Source organism: Sediminibacter sp. Hel_I_10 (assembly GCF_000688335.1).
GTDB lineage: Bacteria > Bacteroidota > Bacteroidia > Flavobacteriales > Flavobacteriaceae > Psychroserpens.
Window position 1 is genome coordinate 683234 of sequence record NZ_JHZX01000001.1, and the last position, 21497, is coordinate 704730.

At 35.9% G+C, this 21497-nt stretch carries 18 protein-coding genes and 1 pseudogene; 6 read left to right on the forward strand and 13 right to left on the reverse strand.

Annotated features, from left to right (window positions below; all coding sequences use genetic code 11):
• Positions 1 to 38: 38 nt before the first annotated feature.
• The 4 genes from P176_RS0103010 to P176_RS0103025 all read right to left on the reverse strand — a co-directional run bounded on the left by P176_RS0103010 (position 39) and on the right by P176_RS0103025 (position 5091).
• On the reverse strand, positions 39 to 920 hold the full coding sequence (locus P176_RS0103010; protein WP_026753310.1) for a diacylglycerol kinase family protein: 882 nt from the start codon (positions 918 to 920) through the stop codon (positions 39 to 41).
• Position 921: 1 nt separating this feature from the next.
• Positions 922 to 2898 carry an LTA synthase family protein gene (locus tag P176_RS0103015; protein WP_026753311.1) on the reverse strand — a complete coding sequence of 659 codons (1977 nt, stop codon included), beginning with the start codon at positions 2896 to 2898 and terminating at the stop codon, positions 922 to 924.
• 255 nt (positions 2899 to 3153) lie between these two features.
• Positions 3154 to 4413: a HAMP domain-containing sensor histidine kinase gene (locus P176_RS0103020; protein ID WP_037348683.1), complete on the reverse strand. Its 1260-nt coding sequence runs from the start codon at positions 4411 to 4413 to the stop codon at positions 3154 to 3156.
• 3 nt (positions 4414 to 4416) lie between these two features.
• The gene (locus P176_RS0103025; RefSeq protein ID WP_026753313.1) at positions 4417 to 5091 is read right to left on the reverse strand and encodes a response regulator transcription factor; all 675 of its coding nucleotides are present in this window, start codon (positions 5089 to 5091) and stop codon (positions 4417 to 4419) included.
• A 153-nt stretch (positions 5092 to 5244) separates the two neighbouring features.
• On the opposite strand from P176_RS0103025, the gene P176_RS0103030 reads away from it, so the two are divergent.
• The 4 genes from P176_RS0103030 (at position 5245) to P176_RS0103045 (ending at position 7832) form a co-directional block, all read left to right on the forward strand.
• Positions 5245 to 5973 (forward strand): phosphatase PAP2 family protein, encoded by a 729-nt coding sequence (locus tag P176_RS0103030; protein ID WP_026753314.1) that lies wholly within the window; start codon positions 5245 to 5247, stop codon positions 5971 to 5973.
• 181 nt (positions 5974 to 6154) lie between these two features.
• Positions 6155 to 6391, forward strand: coding sequence for a membrane protein insertion efficiency factor YidD (gene yidD / locus P176_RS0103035; RefSeq protein ID WP_026753315.1), 237 nt, complete (start codon positions 6155 to 6157; stop codon positions 6389 to 6391).
• 113 nt (positions 6392 to 6504) lie between these two features.
• Entirely contained in the window at positions 6505 to 7332 is an 828-nt protein-coding gene (gene lgt / locus P176_RS0103040; protein WP_026753316.1) for a prolipoprotein diacylglyceryl transferase, read from the forward strand.
• A complete protein-coding gene (locus P176_RS0103045) occupies positions 7329 to 7832 on the forward strand; it encodes a DUF192 domain-containing protein (protein ID WP_026753317.1) in 504 nt (167 codons plus the stop codon). Before lgt ends, P176_RS0103045 begins: the two co-directional genes overlap by 4 nt.
• 282 nt (positions 7833 to 8114) lie before the next feature.
• Here the strand turns inward: P176_RS0103045 and P176_RS0103050 are convergent, their stop codons facing one another.
• The 7 genes and pseudogenes from P176_RS0103050 to asnB all read right to left on the reverse strand — a co-directional run bounded on the left by P176_RS0103050 (position 8115) and on the right by asnB (position 18058).
• The gene (locus P176_RS0103050) at positions 8115 to 8471 is read right to left on the reverse strand and encodes a type II toxin-antitoxin system HigA family antitoxin (RefSeq protein WP_026753318.1); all 357 of its coding nucleotides are present in this window, start codon (positions 8469 to 8471) and stop codon (positions 8115 to 8117) included.
• 2 nt (positions 8472 to 8473) lie between these two features.
• Positions 8474 to 8767 (reverse strand): annotated as a pseudogene (locus P176_RS20220) (type II toxin-antitoxin system HigB family toxin).
• 248 nt (positions 8768 to 9015) lie between these two features.
• A complete protein-coding gene (gene secDF / locus P176_RS0103060) occupies positions 9016 to 11988 on the reverse strand; it encodes a protein translocase subunit SecDF (RefSeq protein WP_026753320.1) in 2973 nt (990 codons plus the stop codon).
• 181 nt (positions 11989 to 12169) lie between these two features.
• Positions 12170 to 12778 carry a hypothetical protein gene (locus P176_RS0103065; RefSeq protein WP_026753321.1) on the reverse strand — a complete coding sequence of 203 codons (609 nt, stop codon included), beginning with the start codon at positions 12776 to 12778 and terminating at the stop codon, positions 12170 to 12172.
• 74 nt (positions 12779 to 12852) lie between these two features.
• On the reverse strand, positions 12853 to 13779 hold the full coding sequence (locus P176_RS0103070; protein WP_026753322.1) for a malate dehydrogenase: 927 nt from the start codon (positions 13777 to 13779) through the stop codon (positions 12853 to 12855).
• Between the two features lie 259 nt (positions 13780 to 14038).
• A complete protein-coding gene (gyrB, locus tag P176_RS0103080; RefSeq protein ID WP_026753323.1) occupies positions 14039 to 15988 on the reverse strand; it encodes a DNA topoisomerase (ATP-hydrolyzing) subunit B in 1950 nt (649 codons plus the stop codon).
• A gap of 408 nt (positions 15989 to 16396) precedes the next feature.
• A complete protein-coding gene (gene asnB / locus P176_RS0103085; protein WP_026753324.1) occupies positions 16397 to 18058 on the reverse strand; it encodes an asparagine synthase B in 1662 nt (553 codons plus the stop codon).
• A gap of 259 nt (positions 18059 to 18317) precedes the next feature.
• Here asnB and P176_RS0103090 point away from each other — a divergent pair, with 259 nt between their 5' ends.
• Positions 18318 to 18863 carry a DUF2911 domain-containing protein gene (locus P176_RS0103090; RefSeq protein WP_026753325.1) on the forward strand — a complete coding sequence of 182 codons (546 nt, stop codon included), beginning with the start codon at positions 18318 to 18320 and terminating at the stop codon, positions 18861 to 18863.
• 141 nt (positions 18864 to 19004) lie between these two features.
• On the forward strand, positions 19005 to 20189 hold the full coding sequence (locus P176_RS0103095; RefSeq protein WP_026753326.1) for a hypothetical protein: 1185 nt from the start codon (positions 19005 to 19007) through the stop codon (positions 20187 to 20189).
• Positions 20190 to 20240: 51 nt separating this feature from the next.
• On the opposite strand, the gene P176_RS0103100 is transcribed toward P176_RS0103095, so the two are convergent.
• Together P176_RS0103100 and ytxJ are read right to left on the reverse strand one after the other, a co-directional pair.
• Entirely contained in the window at positions 20241 to 20915 is a 675-nt protein-coding gene (locus P176_RS0103100) for a class I SAM-dependent methyltransferase (RefSeq protein WP_051605578.1), read from the reverse strand.
• A 73-nt stretch (positions 20916 to 20988) separates the two neighbouring features.
• Positions 20989 to 21372, reverse strand: a complete 384-nt coding sequence (ytxJ, locus tag P176_RS0103105) for a bacillithiol system redox-active protein YtxJ (RefSeq protein WP_026753328.1) — start codon at positions 21370 to 21372, stop codon at positions 20989 to 20991.
• Positions 21373 to 21497: the final 125 nt, after the last annotated feature.

The window sequence follows — 21497 nt, forward strand, 5'->3', positions numbered from 1 at the left end:
AAAGCAAATTTAAAGCGACTATTTCGAATATAAAACAATCACACCAAAACATTTAAAGCATTCTTCTTGATGGATATGGAAAGCGTAACATCTTTAATATTTGATAATTCACCATCCATTTGCGACTCAAAGACCTCTCCTTGCTGTCTAACTAACGTTAGCGATTTAGTTTGGTAGCACTTGACTTCTTTGAGAAGTTCAGGCTTTTTAAAAAGCATGAGACCTCCAAAAATGAGCATTTTCAGTTTATTTATTTTAGGAACTATTACCACATCCAACAATCCATCTTGCAGAGATGCTTTTGGAGTTAGACTCATATGGTAGCCCATGACGTTTGAGTTGGAGACAAAAATTAAAAACGGATTTAAGACTTCTGTTTTACCATCAATAGCTATTAAAATTGAATCTTTTTTTGAGAATTGCTGAAACGATTTTAAAGATGCCTTAATATAGCACATCAAGGTTCTTTTCTGGAACGCTTCATAATTTCCAATAACGTTTGCTGTAAAACCAAACCCAGCATTACTGAAAAAATACCGCTGATTCACACAACCCACATCTATGGTTGTGATGTGATGATTTTTGATGATGTACAGTGCTTTTTTTATAGGCTTGGGAATACTTAGGTTGGCAGCTAAACCATTACCAGATCCAATAGGAATGATACCCAAGGGAATGGTACTACCCACCATGGTAGATGCCACTTCATTAATGGTACCGTCCCCTCCACAAGCCACAATAACATCGGCCTTTTGAAGAATAGACTCATTTGTGAGATCAATGGCATGCCCTTTATAGCCTGAAGATTTAATGGTAATGTTGTACCGATCTGCTTCAAAATAATCTTGAAGAAAAAGCTCTGAGAAACTGTTTTTACCAGATCCAGCAATCGGGTTTACGATAAAGTGTATGTCTATCACTTTATTCGCTCTTAATTTTTAAACCGCCATTATGGTACAAATTATCTGCGACCTCGTAGAAAGAGATGCTTCTTTTCTCAAAATCATCTTCAGAAGGAATAGCGCTCAAGCTATTATCCGAAGGGTTCCAAGAATAAAAATTGGCATTTTTCTGTTCATCTAATATCATCACCTTACCCGCTTTTAAATACCCTAATTTTCTATAATTTCCTATAAATGCTCTTTCGTCTTGATGCTTCATTGTTAAAATATCCTCTCCAAAAAGATTCGATTTATAGTCCCAATGTAACGCTGAAAACAAAGTTGGAAACACGTCTATTTGAGACGCTAGTTTACTAATTTTTTCTGATTTGTGATTAGGTAAATTAAAAATTATTGCGGGAATATGATAATTATTAATGTCTAGTTCCCAACGTCCTGCACTTTTTGCACAATGATCACTCATGATAACAAAAACGGTGTTGTCAAACCAAGGCTTACGCTGTGCTTTTTTTATGAATTCGCCGATGGCATGATCGGTATATTTAACCGCGCCATAGCGTCCAGTACCCGAAGGCACATCAATTTGACCTTCAGGATAAGTATAGGGCTTATGGTTAGAAGTGGTCATAACGAAGTCAAAAAACGGTTGTCCCGTAGCGTGGGCTTTATCAGCTTCCTTAAGCAATTTATTGTAAATGTCCATATCGCAAACGCCCCAAGCATTCTCAAATGTGACCTCCTCATCCTCTATGTTAGTTCTAGTAGTAGTAATGCTTTGATCTAACAAGAACCCACGACCTCTATCGATTATGTTAAATCCATTACCTCCAAAATACGTATTCATATTATCAAAATAACCGTCTCCTCCGTAGAAAAAGTTACGCTCATACCCTTGTTGTTTAAAAACCTCTCCAATAGTAAATAAGCCTTGATTGTCTTTACGTTTCACAATACTTCGTCCAGGTGTTGGAGGAATCGATAATGTTACAGCTTCCATACCTCTTACCGTTCTTGTCCCAGTGGCATAAAGGTTTTCAAAAAACAGACTGTTATTGGCTAGAGAGTCTAAGGTTGGTGTTATCTTATGTGTACCGCCTAAAACTCCTAAAAAATCGGCGCTTAAACTTTCTACACAAATAAAAATAACATTGGGGGTTATGGGCTTTTCAATACTATCAGAATTTATGATGGTTCTATAAATAGCATTTTCGTTAGGATGTAAAAACGTAGATTTTGATTCTGAAAAACGCTCTTTGACCCGGGCAAAAGCCTCTTCTTTAGGAATGGTTTTATAAAATTCAATATAAGGTAATTCATTATTTCTAAAAGCTGAAAAGAAGGAGTAGATCCCCGATTTAGCGAGCTCATTATTATACCTGTTTTTAGAAAAATCGGCCTGTTGGTTTGTAACAAACAAAGCACTTATAACCACAATCGCAAACCAAGGCAAGGCTGCTATAGATTTAGATTTAAATGCCGTCTTACTCTTAAAGGTATCTGAAAAATATCCCAATCTGTAAATCATAGCAATACTAGCCAAAACCAGCAATAGCATACTTCCAACAAGGATAGGAAGTGGATAAGACTCATTGATGTTCTTTACAACTTCATAAGTGTAGATTAAATAATCTACAGAAATAAAATTAAACCGTCTTTGAAACTCATCCCAAAATGTAATTTCTCCAAAAAAGGAAAAGAACATGATCAATACACCTATAGACAATCCTAAGTAAGTGACAAATCTATCGACAATTGAACCATTAAAACGCTTAGGAAAAAGCAGCAAATAGATGATATACGGTATCGTAAAAAATGAAATGGTTGCCACATCAAATAAAAACCCGATAACGAAGGTGTTGCCTAATATAAAACCGCCTTTATCTACTTCGGAAAAATTCCAGATAAGAAAACACAATCTTACTAGAAAAGATAGTATTAAAAATAAGCAGACGTAAGCCTTTAATACTGCAAAACGTGAAGGGAAAATTTTAGACATTTACTAATCAATTCAATGTTAATTGATGTCTAAAGTACACTATGATTCTAAAGACATCTTAAAGTCTAGAAAGTACGGGTGACTTTAAAAAGAAAATGTCTAGACCTAAGGAAGATCTGGACATTTTCATCACATAACACTAATCAATCAATTTAAAAAAACCAATTCTCTCAAAAAAGTTTTATATCAATTTTTAAAAAGATGATACCGCTAATGTAAATCTCAATTCTAAAGATGGTTTAAAGCGGGACGTTATTATTTAAGCTCTTTAGTAAAATCTATTGAGAATATGTGGTGATCTACTTCAAATTGATAAGAAATTTGAAAACCATATAAATCACATATTTTCTTTACAATAGCTAAGCCAAGACCAGTTGAATGCTTGTCTTTGGATTCTCGGTAAAATCGTAAAAACAAATGTTCTGGATGCTCAAGCGCTTTTTCGCCAAAATTAGAAATGATCAATAAATTACCTTTAGTGATAATCAGGATTTCTTCCATTTTCTTACTGTATCTAATAGCGTTGGAAACAAGATTATTTATCAGGATATCGGCAAGATAAGAATCCATAGAAACAGTAACTTCCTGTTTTGAAGCGTAAACGAGATTGGCAAATTGCAATTCTTTAAAGCTTTCAATTTTCTCGTTAATTAAATCTGTAAGACTTACCTCTTCAATATTTACAAACTGATTATTGTCAATTTTGGTAAGGGTCGTGATACGTTTATTGAGTTGCTTAAGACGTTGTATGTCTTTTTGAATTGAAGTGATTTGCTCAAACTGCCTCTCATTGATATCATGCTCGTTGATGATATTATCTATTTTAGCTTGAATGATTGCCAATGGGGTTTGCATCTCATGGGATACATCTTCAGTAAATTGCTTTAAGCTTTCGTAATCTGACCTCACTTTATTGGTAAGTACCGTAATTTCATTTTTTAATTCTGAAAATTCTAACACATCGCTATCCATTAGCGCCAAAGGTGCTTTAGAGGTTAACGAAAACCGCTTCATTTGATCCAAATTTTGAAAAAACGGTCTCCACAATTTCAGGTTTCTTGTCGTATTGAAATAGAACAACAGCAAAAAAGCTAGAATAAATATCGCAATGTTAGAAATAACGATGGCATAGAGAAAATTTTCTGTCTCCACGACCATATCCCTAATGGTGATTCTATAGATCTTACCATTAATGGTTTTATAGGTAGAAAGTTCTCTAAACAATTCCATCTCATCTTCAGAAGGATCATAGATGATGGTATCTTTAATGATTTCTTCTCCCAGAACTTCTACTTCATGAACCTCTGTAACGGGTGGCAAAGAATACACCGTATTGTTTTTTTTCAAAGCACCCGCAACCCTATATTCCGTTGATCGTAAGACCTCTTCAATTTCATTTTCTAAGAGATCTCTTGTAAAAACATATAACACAATTGAACTCAATATCACCAAGAATACTCCTGTTAATAAAAAGGTCTTAGAGGCTTTTTTTACGAGATTTATTTTTTTTGTCAATGGTCAATCTTCTATAAATTTATAGCCGCTCCCGTAAGCGGTCTTAATATACTTTGCGCCTTGTGATGTCATTTTTTTTCTAAGATTATTGATGTGCACATAAATAAAATCAAAATTATCCAGCAAATCACTATCATCTCCCCACAAGTGCTCTGCAATAATCTCTTTAGAAAGCACGCGCCCCTTATTTGAAATAAAAAACAGCAACAAATCATATTCTTTTCGGGTTAGGGCCATGGTGTTCCCTTCAATATAAGCGGTTCTCGCTTTTGTGTCAATTCGTATTTCATTAAACACGATGATTTCATCTCCCCCGTACTTTCCGCGTCGCAATACGGCATTAATACGAGAACTCAGTTCTGCCAAATGAAAAGGTTTTGTGATGTAATCATCTGCACCTAAATCTAAACCCTCCAACCTATCGGTAAGCGAATTGTTTGCCGAAATTATGATCACCCCTGCCTTTTTCTTGTCTTTCTTTAAAGTCTTCAGAACATCTAAACCACTACCCGATACCAAATTGATATCTAAAATAATGATATCATAATCATAAAGCGCTACTTTCTCTGAAGCCTCGAGATAATCTGAGGCAACCTCGCAAACATGGTCATCACGCTTTAAGTAGGTTACGATAGATTGTTGTAAATCTAATTCATCTTCGGCTATTAGCATTTTCATACCTATAAATTTAAAGCAATAAAAATAGTATTCGATTCTAAAGTAATATTAAAGTGAACTTTGTGGTTTCATCACAGATTTATATTTAATTAAGAATTCTACCCTATTTTTGAAAAGCAAAACAATCTTGATCATTGACCCTAGCTTTAGAGTATGCAAAAAGAACTTAAAATTATAATTAATAAATGCAGAGAATTACTATCCCGTATTTTTGTTAGGTACGATAAACAATGGCCCTACATTATCACCTCAGCCATAGCACTGTTAATTGTAGTTGGTGGTATCAAACTCTTTATAAAGCTTACCGAAAATTTAAAGACCGACGTCCTGGCTCAATACGATACCAATATTACAGACTATATCATCTCTCACAGATCACCAGCGCTAACGCAATATTTAGTTTTTGTAACTAATGTAGGCGATGTGTACGGCTATCTTATTGTTTTTCCGTTATGCTCACTCGCCTTTTACCTTATTTTCAAAAGCTGGAATTACGTTTTACAATTAAGTTTAGTAATGGTATTGGCCTTAAGTTCTAACATTCTTCTAAAAGACGTCATTAACCGATCTAGACCAGAGCTAGAACATTTGGTAACTGTAGAGACCTTGAGCTATCCTAGTGGGCACGCCATGACCGCCATGGCCTTTTACGGGTTTTTAATATATCTCTTCTACCGTTTTAGGATCAATTTATTCTCTAAATGTATTGGTATTGTACTGTTAACCATTCTCATCTTTAGTATTGGCCTTAGCCGTATTTATCTTGGCGTACACTTCCCTTCAGATATTGTTGGAGGTTTTATTGCCGGTTTTATTTGGGTTGTGTTTTGTGCGCTCATTTTTAATATTATTAGAGCCTTTAGACGAGATCCCAGTACCTAAATCTAGGTCTTTAAAGCGACTTTTTACTTAATAACAATATGCTTTTATAAAGTTATATCTAAAGAAAGATTGATGATAAGCTCTACACTAAAGTACAAATCCACTTGACCGCCGCCTTATAATTAAAGGCCATATAGAAAGCCGCCACTCTTTTTCTTAATTTTGTGCTTCATATAAAATCATGCAAAAAATCCTAACATATCCTTTTGTTCTTTTAATAAAACTCTATCAAGTATTGATTTCTTCGTGGACTCCTGCCAGCTGCAGGTTTGTTCCCACCTGCTCTAGTTATGCCAAAGAAGCACTCGAGGTGCATGGGCTTATTAAAGGTGGCGGACTGGCCATTAAACGGATTTTTAGTTGTCATCCTTGGGGCGGCTCTGGCTACGATCCTGTGCCAAAAAAAGAAAACCCATAAAATATTAGCTTTTAAGAATAAGCAGCAATTAGAGCATAGACTTCCTAAAACTTATATAACGGTTACCCCTTTTTCGGCATAAATACTATCTTTACCCAATCAAAATTAATGGTATGCTTGCTTTAGAAATTGTCTGGGATCCTACAAAAGGACTCGATCTTGGTTTTTTTACACTTCACTTTTATAGTGTGATGTGGATTATTGCCTTCTTATTGGGTTTTCAGATCATGAAACGCATTTACAAAAATGAAAACCAAACAGAAGAATCCCTAGATTCTCTTTTTATCTACTCCGTATTAGGAATTATGCTTGGAGCGCGTTTGGGACATGTGATCTTTTATCAACCAGAATTGATTACCGAAGATTTCTTCAGCATCTTTTTACCCTTTAAATTTAAAGGTGGTTTTGAATTTACCGGCTTTCAAGGCTTAGCAAGTCACGGCGCAGCCATTGCCATGATCGCTTCCATGTATTTATACAATAAAAAAATATTACACAAGTCTGTATTATGGATCCTGGATCGCGTTGTAATTCCTGTAGCTTCTGGGGCTGTGTTTGTTCGTTTGGGTAATTTTATCAATTCTGAAATTATCGGAAAACCAACTCACAGTGATTATGGGGTTGTGTTTAAAAAATTAGGTGAAGATTTCCCAAGGCATCCTGCGCAACTCTATGAAGCAGGAAGTTATGTGTTTGTGTTTCTAATTTTGTTTTATTTCTATTGGAAAACGAAAAAAAGCGAACAACAGGGCTTTTTATTCGGACTCTTTTTAGTGCTACTATGGACGGTTCGTTTCTTTGTAGAATTTGTAAAAGAACCTCAAGGCGATGAATACTTTACACTAGCTGGTTTAAATACTGGTCAAATGCTAAGTATCCCGTTTATACTCATAGGTCTTTATTTTATGTTTCTCTATAAGCCAAAAACACAGTTGAAATGAATTTAAATTATCAACGTTCTTTTCTAATGTTATGCTTCGGAATAGGGCTCTTAAACCTTACCGCTTGTAAAGAAGACAAAAAGCCAACTTCAGTTAAGACTGAAGCCATACGATTTGAGAAAGAGGGCGAACTTCAGTTAAAAAAAGCAGACACCGATTCTATATTAATGACACTTGCTATAGAAATAGCAGATGATGATTATCAAACCCAAACAGGATTGATGTATCGCGATGGCATGAAAACAGATCAAGGCATGCTGTTTGTTTTTCCAGATGAAGATTATAGATCTTTTTATATGAAGAACACTAAGTTTCCCTTAGACATCATCTACATAGCGGAAGACAAGAGCATCGTCAACATTCAAAAGAACGCCCAGCCTATGAATGAGACGTCTTTACCTTCTAGAGGACCTGCAAAATATGTGCTTGAGGTAAATGCGGGCTTAACTGATACTTGGGGCTTAGAGGCAGGAGATGTGATGTCTTTTGACACCAACTAAGCTCTAAATTTAGATTCAAATAAAATAGTAAACCATTACAAGTCCTTTCTATTCTCTATCTCTAATTATTGCATTTGTAAATTGAGTGCCATCAACTCATCTCGAGAAACATAGATCTATAAGAGATCTTTAAACTAATTGTGCTTGGTTAGTTGCTTGAGCACTGAGACAGCAAAAAGGGACCGCACAGAGGAAATTCGGCAGACTTTCCATGACAGTCATTAAGCACTCTCCAAAAAATTAATTATAAAAGATGTTGCCAACTGGCTTTTTTTTTTACAATTAATAATCTTGAATTAAAACTTCAGTTGGAATATGAAGAGTGGTATTTAGTTTTCTAATCATATCTAAAGTCAGCTTTCGTTTTTTATTCAAAATCTCACTAACTCTGCTTTTAAATCCGACAATTTCTGCTAAGTCCTTTTGTTTCATCCCCATTTGTTCCATTCGAAACTTAATTGCCTCGATTGGGTCAGGCAATCCGATTGGGAATTGCTCGTTTTCATATCGATCAATCAAAATTGAAATAATTTCCAATTCGTCTCCTTCTTCCGTTTCTTTTTTTGCATCAAAAATGTCCTCAAGTCTGTTGAGAGCTTTTTGATAGTCTTTTTCATTTCTAATTGGTGATATTTTCATAATTAGATGTTATTTGCATCAATTTTATCATATTCTGCGTGAGTTCCAATAAACCTTATCCAGCATATTCCATAATCAAAATTAAATTTTACAATCAAATGATAATTATTGCCTTTGATGTTGTAAACTATTCGATTGTGTTTTAAAATACTTGCACTAGGATATTCACTTTTCAATTCGTTAATATTGTTCCATTCGGATTTTTCAGTTTCTCTATATCACGCCTTTAATTGTTCTTCACAATCAGCGTGTTTTTCCCAAAAATCTCGTAAAGTTCCCTTTGCGATTACTCTCACGTCGTGATTCTTTAAGGCAAATATACTAAAAAGTTACCAATTTGGTAATTTCTTCGTTTTTTAGCTTGTTGACAACTCGTTATATTCAAAACAGTCTTTCACTTGGAAAGCCAATATTAATGGATCTCATTTTCGAAGAAAAGCAAGATAGAGATGCTCATTATTTTATTTATTTCTTTCAAAATGTTATAAAAAAAGGCCATTTCCGAAGAAATGGCCTTTGATTTTAATGATAACAACTATTTGAGTTATTCAATCTCTCCATCTGGATTAACGCCTTTATTCTTAAGCGTATCATACATTAACGGAGTTGCAATAAATACCGAAGAATAGGTACCAACAACCACACCGACGATAAGGGCAAACAATAAGCCTCTTAACGATTCTGCTCCAAAAGCAAACATAGCTATCAATACCACTAAAGTGGTTAAAGACGTATTCAATGTTCTACTTAGTGTGCTATTGATTGCAGCGTTGATATTGTAGCCACCTTTAAACCCAGCGCGCTCTGCCAATACTTCTCTAATTCTATCAAATACAACCACGGTATCATTCAATGAATAACCAATTACCGTCAAAATTGCAGCGATAAAGGCTTGGTCAATTTCCATAGAAAATGGCATGAACTTATACAACAATGAGAAAATACCTAAAACGATAATAACATCATGGAAAACAGCCGCGACCGCACCCAATGAGAATTGCCATCTCTTGAAACGTATAAGGATGTACAAGAATACAACGATCAACGAGCCTAAAACAGCCCAGAATGATTCTGTTTTAATATCATCTGCGATAGTTGGGCTCACTTTACTTGACAGTACTTTACCAACACCGTTTTTACCTTGAGAAAAATCTTCATAAGTAATACCTGGCAAGTATTTTTTAAGTCCGTTATAAAGCATGGTTTGCACCTCTTCATCAACTTCTACTGAGTTTTCGTCAACCTTATACTTAGTAGATATTTTTAGTTGATTGTCTGCACCAATAGTTTTAACCTCAACGCTATTAAACACATCTTCCAAATCTGCTGCTACAGTAGCAGAACTTACTGCTTCTGGAAAACGGACTTGATACGTACGACCTCCAACAAAATCAATACCTTGATCTAATTTATTAGTAAATAAAGATGCTAAACTAATTAAGATCATAACACCAGAAATGATGTAAGCGATCTTACGTTTACCAATAAAATTAACGTTATTATTCTTAAATAAGTTTTTAGTGATTCCTGTAGAGAAATCTAAAGACTTATTACGATTTACATACCAGTCTACAAACAGACGTGTAATAAAGATGGCTGTAAATAATGAAGTTACAATACCAATCAATAAGGTTGTAGCAAAACCTTTAATTGGTCCTGTACCAAATACAAACAAGATAATTGCAGTTAAACCTGTAGTAATGTTAGCATCTAAGATAGAAGACAAAGCATTTGAGAAACCATCTTTAACAGCTTCTTTTTGTGATTTACCATTACCTAACTCTTCTCGAATACGTTCAAAAATAAGAACGTTCGCATCTACAGACATACCAATGGTCAATACAATACCAGCTAATCCAGGAAGCGTCAATACTGCACCTAATCCTGAAAGAACACCGAAAATCAATAAAATGTTCAATATTAAAGCAATATCAGCAAATATACCTGCCTTGCCGTAGTATAAAACCATCCAAAGTAATACTAAGGATAAAGCAATCAAAAATGATAATGTACCACTATCAATAGCTTCTTGCCCTAAAGATGGACCAACTTGATCTGCCTGAATAATTTCTGCTCTAGCCGGTAACTTACCTGCTCTTAAAACATTCGCTAAATCTGTTGCTTCTAAAACCGTAAAGTTTCCAGAGATTTCTGTATTACCACCTGAAATAGCACCATTTGATGCTGTTGGAGCAGAATACACAATATCATCTAATACAATCGCAATTTGGCTCCCTTGAGCGGCAGCTCTACCGGTCATTTCTTCCCAAATCTTAGCCCCTTTAGCATTCATTTGCATAGATACTGTTGGCTTGTTGGTTTGGCTATAAGATTGGCGTGCTTCTGTAACAACACCTCCACTTAATTCTGGCTCGTTGTCTCTATTTCCCTTTAGGGCATATAAATCAACGTACTCCTCTCCTGTTTCAGTATCAATAGATGGTAAACCAAAAGCAAATTTAGTGTAACGCGCATCTGCTGGAAGGTTAGCTTTAACCTCATCCATTTCTAGATACGACTTAAATTTATCTCTATCCTCTAATTTTATAGCAAGTATGCCTCCAGTTCTTGGACCACTTACCATTTCAAATAATGGATTGACACCCGTAGTAACATCGGTACTATCTGTTGACGTCTCTCCCAACAAATCATCAATAGTACTGTCGTTTGTTTCTGTTGAATCTTGCTCAACAACTGCCGTTTCTTGCTTAGTTCCTAAAACTGATTTTAAAGTTTCATTGGTATTAGCGAAGAAATCTCCTAAATTTTGGGGAGTTTCTACATCCCAAAACTGCAATTGTGCCGTAGTTGTAATTAACTCTGTAGCACGCTTGATGTCTTTAACACCTGGCAACTCTACCAATACACGACCAGAATTACCTAAACGTTGAATGTTTGGTGAAGTCACACCAAATTGGTCAATACGCTTTCTTAATACTTCAAAAGCAGAGATAATAGACTCATCTACCTTTTCTTCTAATTTGCTTCTCACATCAGCATCGCTCATAGAAATATCGATAACATCATCTAAATTTCTGTTTGCAAAAATATCTGGAGAGGCTAATTTCTGATCTCCTTTTACGTTTTCCCAAGCTTGAAAAAACGATTGAATGTAAGTGTCTTGTGAATCCTTTTGCAATTCTTCAGCATCTGTTAGCGCTTTGTTGAATGCAGGGTCTTTACTGTTATTAGAAAGTCCATAAAGAATGTCACGTACAGAAATCTGTAATATAACATTTAATCCCCCTTTAAGGTCCAAACCAAGGTTCATGGCTTTTTCCTTAACTTCATTTCCTGTAAAAGAAGCGATTCCGATATCGTAAACCTCCTTATTAGAAATAGAGTCAATGTAACGCACTTCAGCTTCGTTTATCGCTTCTGCGTTATCATAATTGCTTGTGGCGTAAGTTTCCGCCTCATTTTCTAACTGGTTACTCTTAAATGTGAATGATAGTTGGTAAATACTTACCAAACCAAACAGTAGAGCAAACAGTATAACTAATCCTTTGTTTTGCATTATAATTGGTTTTGTGTCAGTTTAAAAACGCGCAAATATAGGCCTTCGTTTAAGAATTGACAATTTATTTATGTGAATAGATCTATTTTGAAACACCACCCTAGAAATCAATATTTTAAGATGATAGTGGTTAGAATTTGGCCAGCTTTCAATGTCTCAGTTTCTAGCCAGTCCATACAATTTAGGCGATGGGTCCTGCCCTAACCTCAGGAATTTTATAGGAAAGATGTGTTCTTACGCATCCAAAATACTTGGGAAATTTAGAAATTTCACATATGACTAAAAGATGCGGATACTTTGTTTCTGGTGCTGTAGCATAACCATCTGAAGGATTTACAAACCGGTCAAAATCTGATTTTTGAATCAAAGCCCACTCCCCTGCTAAGCCAAGATGGCTGTCTGGAGCATTTTGAATTTCAAAAACTTTAAGATCGTAAGCGTTTTTTTGATCTTCGGAAGGTTCGTGAGTTTTGTTTGATCCTGAAAAATCAATAACAACAGTTTGATCTTCGGAAAATAAGCGTTTGATATCTGCAACATCAGCATCGCTATAATATGTGATTTTGATTTGACCGTCCTGTGACTCTTGAATATGAACTTGTTCTATCCCAACAGATAACAATTGCTGTTTTACTGCGGAAATTACATCTAAAGATTTAGCAGACTTAGTAGCATCATTAGAAAACTGAAGGACAATCTCCTGATTGGGATCGATAGCGTTTTGCTGACTGGAAATACCCAATAAGCTTAAAATCACTACTAAAGTACCGATGCACTTTTTAAAATTCATGCGCCAAATATAGCAAAAAAATAAAGACCGCAATGCTGCGGTCTTTATCTGTATTTTTTAAAAAATAGGTCTTATTATAATTCTAACAGTCCGTTTGTTTTTTGAACACCTGCAGCGCTTTCTTCCATATGAGCTTGTTCAGCATCACTCAATTTTATGGTAACGATTTCCTCGATTCCGTTACGGCCTAAAATAACCGGAACACCAATACAAAGATCATTTAAACCATACTCTCCTTCTACTAGTGCAGAACATGGGAATAGTTTCTTTTGATCACAAGCAATAGCTTGTACCAAACCACTTACCGCTGCACCTGGGGCATACCAAGCAGAAGTCCCTAACAATTTGGTTAAAGTTGCTCCACCTACTTTAGTATCTTCTTTAACTTGCTCTAAACGCTCTTCTGATAAAAACTCAGAAACCTTAACACTGTTTCTAGTGGCGTGAGCCGTTAGAGGCACCATACCTGTATCGCTATGACCTCCAATCACCATGCCGTCAACATCGCTAATAGGAGCATTTAATGCTTCTGCTAATCTGTATTTGAAACGTGCAGAATCTAAAGCGCCGCCCATCCCAATAATTCTATTTTTTGGAAGATCAGTAGTTTTGTGTACCAAATAGGTCATGGTATCCATAGGATTACTCACCACAATAATAATGGTATTTGGAGAATGCTCAATAAGGTTAGAAGATACTGTTTTTACAATACCCGCGTTGATGCCTATCAATTCTTCACGAGTCATCCCTGGTTTACGAGGAATTCCTGAAGTAATGACACAAATATCGCTCTCTGCCGTTTTTGAATAATCATTGGTAACTCCCGTGATTTTGGTATCAAATGCGTTTAAGGATGCTGTTTGCATCAAATCCATCGCCTTACCTTCAGCAAAACCTTCTTTGATATCCAACAATACGACTTCACTTGCAAAATTTTTAATGGCAATGTATTCTGCACAACTGGCACCTACGGCTCCTGCTCCAACTACTGTTACTTTCATCTGTTTATTTTTAATGTTTTATGTTGATAATTTTAAGACTCTAAAATTACGACTTTTAAGAATTATAACGAAAAAATGCACCCCATTTAATTGATCACTTTTTTGAAAAATGCTTAAAATATGCACGAATAGACTGTATAGAACAAATCATTTCTAATAAAGTCCTATTGTATTCCAAAAGATATTATGAACTAAAATTTCCGTATAAAAAAAAGCGACCACATTGGCCGCTTTTAAATCTTTAAAAAAAGATATGCTATTAAGCATCGATATTAGCATAAATCGCATTTTTCTCAATAAACTCTCTACGTGGTGGTACTTCATCGCCCATCAACATAGAAAAGATGCGATCTGCTTCACCTCCATTGTCTATTTGAACCAAACGCATGGTTCTAAATTCTGGATTCATGGTCGTGTCCCATAACTGTTCTGCATTCATCTCACCAAGACCTTTGTATCGTTGTATTTTAGCATTTTCACCAAAATCCTTTAGTACGGCATCACGCTCTTTCTCACTCCAAGCATAGGTTTTCTTAGCACCTTTCTTAATCAAGTATAAAGGCGGTGTTGCAATGTAAATATGTCCGGCTTCAATAAGCTCTTTCATATATCTAAAAAAGAATGTCAAAATTAAGGTGGCAATGTGGCTACCATCAATATCAGCATCACACATAATCACAACTTTATGATAACGCAGTTTTGAAAGGTTTAAAGCTTTACTATCCTCTTCGGTTCCAATAGTAACTCCTAGTGCTGTATAAATATTCTTGATTTCTTCGTTTTCAAAAACCTTGTGTGTCATGGCTTTTTCAACATTAAGAATTTTACCTCTTAATGGCAAAATCGCCTGAAATTTACGGTCACGACCTTGTTTGGCCGTTCCACCTGCCGAGTCACCCTCTACCAAGAATACTTCGCATTGGGCTGGATCTTGTTCTGAGCAGTCACTTAGTTTCCCAGGAAGACCACCAATACTCATTACCGTTTTTCGCTGTACCATATCACGCGCCTTTTGAGCTGCATGACGGGCTTGCGCGGCAAGAATCACTTTTTGTACAATGATTTTAGCGTCGTCTGGATGTTCTTCTAAATAGTCGGTCAACATTTCTGAAACCGCTTGGCTTACAGAGGCAGAAACCTCTCTATTACCAAGTTTGGTCTTGGTTTGACCTTCAAATTGTGGCTCTTGAACTTTTACTGAAATAATAGCGGTTAATCCCTCACGGAAATCGTCGCCCTGTATATCAAATTTCAGCTTATCCAACATTCCGGAAGTATCGGCATACTTTTTAAGGGTATGCGTTAACCCTCTTCTAAATCCAGAAAGGTGGGTACCACCTTCATGGGTGTTGATATTATTAACGTAGGAGTGTAAATTTTCAGCATAAGAGGTATTGTAAATCATGGCAACCTCAACAGGCACGCCATTCTTTTCACCTTCAAAAGCGATCACATCTTTCATTAAAGGCTCACGGTTTCCATCTAAAAACTTGATAAATTCCTTAAGACCTTCTTCAGAATGAAATGTTTCACCTTCATATTCGCCATCCTCTTTTTTGAATCGCTTATCAATTAAATGAATGGTAATTCCTTTATTTAGGTAAGCCAATTCACGTAAACGACTCGCAAGTGTATCGTAGCTATATTCTAAGGTTTGGGTAAAAATTGTTGGGTCGGGTTTAAACGTAACAATCGTTCCACGTTTATCGGTTTCGCCTACCTTTTTTACGGGATACATGGCTTTTCCGCGCTCATATTCTTGCTCCCAAATTTCACCTTTTCTGTAAACCGTAGCTTTTAAATGCTCAGATAAAGCGTTTACGCAGCTCACACCAACTCCGTGTAACCCTCCAGAAACTTTATAAGAATCCTTATCAAATTTACCACCGGCACCAATTTTAGTCATTACAACCTCAAGCGCAGAAACACCTTCTTTTTTATGAAGATCTACTGGAATTCCACGTCCGTCATCTTCAGTGGTAATAGAATTATCTTCGTTAATGGTAACGCTTATATTATCGCAATGTCCTGCGAGTGCCTCATCAATGGAGTTATCTACCACCTCATAAACCAAGTGGTGCAAACCGCGTGTACCAACATCCCCAATATACATGGAAGGACGCATACGCACGTGCTCCATGCCTTCTAGGGCCTGAATACTATCTGCGGAATAATTATCCTTATTAAACTCTTCTCTTTTTTCGCTCATATTTATAGTATTTGTAATCTCGATTGATTTTCCACAACATGAAAAAAGACGCTAATGCGCCTTTCTTTCGGTACAAACAAATATAAGAAATTATGACCCATTCTGAAAGCATATCATCGATTGAATTCAATAATTATCAACATTTGTTAATTATTTAAAACCATCTTAAATGAGCTTAAAATGGTCTTAAAATGGATTTTGACCTTTTTTAACATCTTAGTAAAGGCGCTAAAAAGCAAAAATCCATTACAGGTTATAATTTGAAAATTAAAAATCTGAAATTTAGAAGATTTCAGAAGTGATTTTCTCTGATATCAACAAAAAAAATCCTCAACAGAGGATTTTTTTTGTTTAATAATCATAAAACTTAGAACAATCTGTCATAATGCTCAAAACGTTCGTATGGTATTAATAAGCATCAGAATGCACTTTTGAAACAGCCCTACCAGAAGGATCGTTCATGTTTTTAAATGCTTCATCCCATTCTAATGCTATTTTGGTACTACAAGCCACACTAGGCTCTTGCGGTACGCACAATGCTGCCGCATCACTCGGAAAATGCTCTTCAAAAATAGAGCGGTAATAAAACTCTTCCTTATTTTGAGGCGTTTGTAATGGAAATCTAAAATGAGCGTTTGCCATTTGCTCATCGGTGACAGAGGTGTTTACCATCTCTTTTAAGGTATCTATCCAACTGTAACCCACCCCATCACTAAACTGTTCTTTTTGTCTCCAAGCCACACTTTCTGGCAACATGTCTTCAAAAGCCTTTCTCACTACCCATTTCTCCATACGCTCGCCATTGATCATCTTATCTTGCGGATTGATGCTCATGGCCACATCCATAAATTCTTTGTCTAAAAATGGCACACGACCTTCAATACCCCAAGCCGCGAGACTCTTATTGGCTCTTAAACAATCATATTGATGTAATTTGCTTAATTTCCTAACGGTTTCTTCATGAAATTCCTTAGCATTCGGAGCCTTGTGAAAATAGAGGTATCCTCCAAACAATTCATCTGCACCCTCACCAGACAGCACCATTTTTATACCCATAGATTTTATAACACGTGCCATAAGGTACATAGGCGTACTTGCACGAATGGTCGTAATATCATAAGTTTCGAGGTTATAAATAACGTCACGAATGGCATCTAAACCTTCTTGAATGGTAAACTTAATTTCATGGTGTACGGTACCAATGTGAGCGGCTACTTTTTTAGCTGCTGCTAAATCTGGAGAGCCTTCTAAACCTACTGAAAAACTATGTAATTGAGGCCACCAAGCGTCAGAAGTATCATCACTTTCTATTCGCTTTTGGGCATATTTCTTGGCAATAGCAGAAGTTACCGAAGAATCTAAACCACCCGATAATAAAACGCCATATGGCACGTCACTCATTAACTGTCTATGTACGGCCGCTTCTAAGGCCTCTTTGATTTTTGAGATACTGGTTTCATTGTCTTTAACGGCATCATAGTCTGTCCAATCGCGTTTATACCATTGCACAAATTTGCCATCCTTACTGGAGAGGTAATGACCAGGAGGAAACAGTTCTATTTTAGAACATACGCCTTCCAAGGCTTTTAACTCTGATGCCACATAGAATGTCCCATTTTGATCCCAACCGATGTATAAGGGAATAATACCCATGTGATCTCGAGCTACGAAGTACTCGTCTTTTTCGGCATCATAGATAGCAAAACCAAAAATACCGTTCATCTCATCTATAAAGTCAACTCCCTTTTTTTCGTATAATGCTAAAATTACCTCACAATCACTTTCGGTTTGAAAGTCGTAATCTGGAAACTGCTTCCGTAGTTCACGATGGTTGTATATTTCGCCATTTGCTGCTAAAATCAGCCTTTTATCCGCACTTACCAACGGCTGCTTACCCGATGCCGGATCTACAATAGCTAAACGTTCATGGGCCATAATAGCTTTTTCATCACTATAAATACCACTCCAATCTGGACCTCGGTGCCTTACTGTTTTGGCCATTTCTAAAACTTTAGGTCTTAATTGCTCTGAAGATTGCTTTAGATCAAAAGCACATACAATTCCACACATAACTTTATATTTTAATATCGTTAATTTTATTATCTATAGGCAAATATGTAAATAACCTTACAATTATAAAACCTAAAACCAATAAATGATTTCAATTTAATACTTTTTATTATTCATTAAGTTTAAATCACAACCAAAAGACAGTTTTGGTTTACAAACTATGACAGTTGTAAACTTTAACAGGAGTTTACGACTTTAGAGTCTAAACATAACGCATAAGAATCTTAAATTATAACCTTATTTAAAAAAACCAATACACATGAAAACTACAATGACATCAATTTTTGCTTTAGCATGTATCGTGCTATTTTCAGTAAACAGCAACGCGCAAGATTTCAAGGACTTAGACAAAAGTCCTATGGACGTAGCTGCTTACCCTTCAGATTACAAAGATTCAAACAAATTAATCAAAGTTACTTACAGCAGACCTCAACTTAACGGAAGAGAATTATCAAAATTAGCACCTAATGGCGAAGTTTGGCGCACAGGTGCCAATGAAGCGGCAGAACTAACATTATACACCCCTATGATGTTAGGCAACACTAAAGTTCCTACAGGAACTTACACACTTTACATGATTCCAGGAGAAAAGGAATGGACAGTTATCATTAATAAAGATATAAATGTTTGGGGAAGCTACTTTTATAAAGAGGAAAATGATGTTGCTCGATTAGCAGTTCCTGTCTCAGAAGACAACGCACCCCTAGAGGCTTTTTCTATTGCTTTTAAAGAAGCTGACAATGGCGTACACATGCACCTTGGTTGGGATAAAACACGAGTAGCGGTACCGTTTACAAAATCTTAACTCGCGGCTTACTAAATAAGCTATATTTTATAAAGCTCAAAATCAATTGTTTAAACATTTGGTTTTGAGCTTTATTCGTTTTGGCATAAGTTTTGGATTTAAATAAAATAGAACGAAACGTTTAATTTAAAATCCAAGATCATGAAACAATTTTTACTTTCTACAGCACTTCTTTTGATACTGAGCTCTTGTAGCGGAAGAAAACAAATTGAAAGAGCGATCAGTCATGGCAACTATGACCAAGCTATTAATGATGCCTTGGATAAACTAGAGACCAATAAAGACAAAGCCAGAAAGCAAGATTTCATCGTCATGCTTAAAGATGCTTATGACAAGGTTTTAGCCGAAGATTTAAATTCGATCAACCACTTAAAAAAAGATGGCAATCCTGAGCAGTACAAATTAATTTTTGAGACCTATCTGGACTTAGAAGCGAGACAAAATGCCATCAAACGGGTATTACCCCTTAGCATTAATGGAAAACCCCTCAAGCTTAAGTTTAACGATTACACTTCGGAAATCGTTACATATCGTTTTAAAACCTCAGACTATCTTATAGATGAAGGTATTGCACTATTGGATTCTGAAGACAAATATAGCGCAAGAGCTGCTTATAATATATTCGAATATATTGAAAGCATAAACCCTAATTTTGAGAACACTAGAGGGTTATTAACAGAAGCTCATGAAAAAGGTACCGATTATGTCATGGTCTCTATAGAAAATCAGACCCAACACATCCTTCCGAAGCAATTGGAAGCAGACTTGTTGAATTTTGACACTTATGGTCTCGATCAATTTTGGACGGTTTATCATGCCAATGCCTCTTTAGATCTTAATTACGACTATGCGATGCAACTTCAATTGAAGGACATTCAAATCTCACCAGAACAGGTCAACCAAAAACAAGAATTAAAGCAAAAGCGTATTGTTGATGGTTGGGAATATCAAACCGATGCTGACGGAGCCATTTTAACAGATAGCCTAGGTAATAAAATTAAAGTAGATAAGATTGTAAACGTGAGAGCCCGCTATTTTGAAGTGAGTCAATTTAAATCGACTCAACTGGTTGCAGATGTTGTTTACACCGATTTAAGAACCCAGCAAACATTAGATGCATTTCCTATTAATAGCGCTTTTGTTTTTGAGAATTTTTATGCAACCCTAAGAGGAGACCAGAGAGCCTTAAGCCGTAGTGAATATGATTTGACCAAAAACAGAAGGCTTAATTTTCCTACAGATGCTCAGATGGTTTTTGATACTGGAGAAGATTTAAAACTGAAATTAAAAGCGATCATTAGCTCTTATAGAATACGACGCGCATAATATCTTGTAAGTTCAAATAATGACTCCCTAAGACATTTTCTTGGGGAGTTTTTACTTTTTGACAAACACCATACAGTGCTGCCACGGCAAGTTTTCAATATTCTTTTTTAGAACGAAACCAGCGGCAGCCATTTCCTTTACAGCTTGAGCTTCGGTCATTTTATGAAGTCTTTTTATAGGCACGTCAGGATCTTCACCGCGATATTCTATAAGATAAATTTCCCCATCCTCCTTAAGGCTTGTTTTCATAGAAGCTAATATTTCCTTCGGAAAATTAAACTCATGATAAACATCTACCATTAAAACTTTATCGATCGCTTTTTCAGGAAGATTAACGCTTTTTTCACTGCCTTTTGTAATCTTAATATTCTGCGTCGCAGACGTGTCTTTTCGCCTTTTCATAGCGTTTAACATTTCGTCTTGAATATCAACGGCATACACTAGACCATTGATAGCCAACGGCGCCATTTTAAAAACGTGATATCCAGAACCTGCGCCAATATCTGCAATAACATCGTCCTTTTGAATGTTCATATTCGCAATAAGCTTAGAGGTGTTTTCCTCCTCCTCGCGGTCGGTTCGTTCTAGCCAATTAATGCCTTGAAACCCCATCACATGAGCAATTTCTCTGCCCATATACCATTTACCAATACCATTTGCATCGCCCTTTTTAAACGTGTAGACCACAGAAGCGTTTTGCTTTTGCGCACAACTAATGTTGAACATCAAAACAGCGAATGTGAAACTGTATAGTGTTCCTATAACTGATTTTCTGTAAAATTTAAAATTATAAAAAGATTTATTCAAACCTAGCTAAATCAATATCATTAACGGCACCATGACTCCCGTTAGCAACCACTACTCCATTTTGAACAACCAAGAGCTGCGGAGACTCATGCATCACTTGAAATTGACTTGCAATCTCATTTGAGATATCGCGATGATTAAGTAAATCCAAATAATATAAATCAAGATGAGCATCCTCATTATAACTTGAAACAAACTGATTCATGGCCATTCTACTAATACCGCATCTTGTAGAATGCTTGAATATCACTTGAGCCTTCGTTTTAGACTTTTCTACAATCTCGCTAAGCTGAGAAGTTGAACTTAATTCTTGCCAAGGCAATACTTTTTCCTCTTTGGATTCTGAACTGCCAAATATATTTTTTAAAAATCCCATAATTTCATTTTAAGTTTATTACTGTAGCCAATTACTTTTTTAATAACCTATAGTCTCATGGTTTAATTGTACCTTTCAAAAGCACCCTTAACTGACTAAAAGTCACGCTATCACTAAGAAATAGA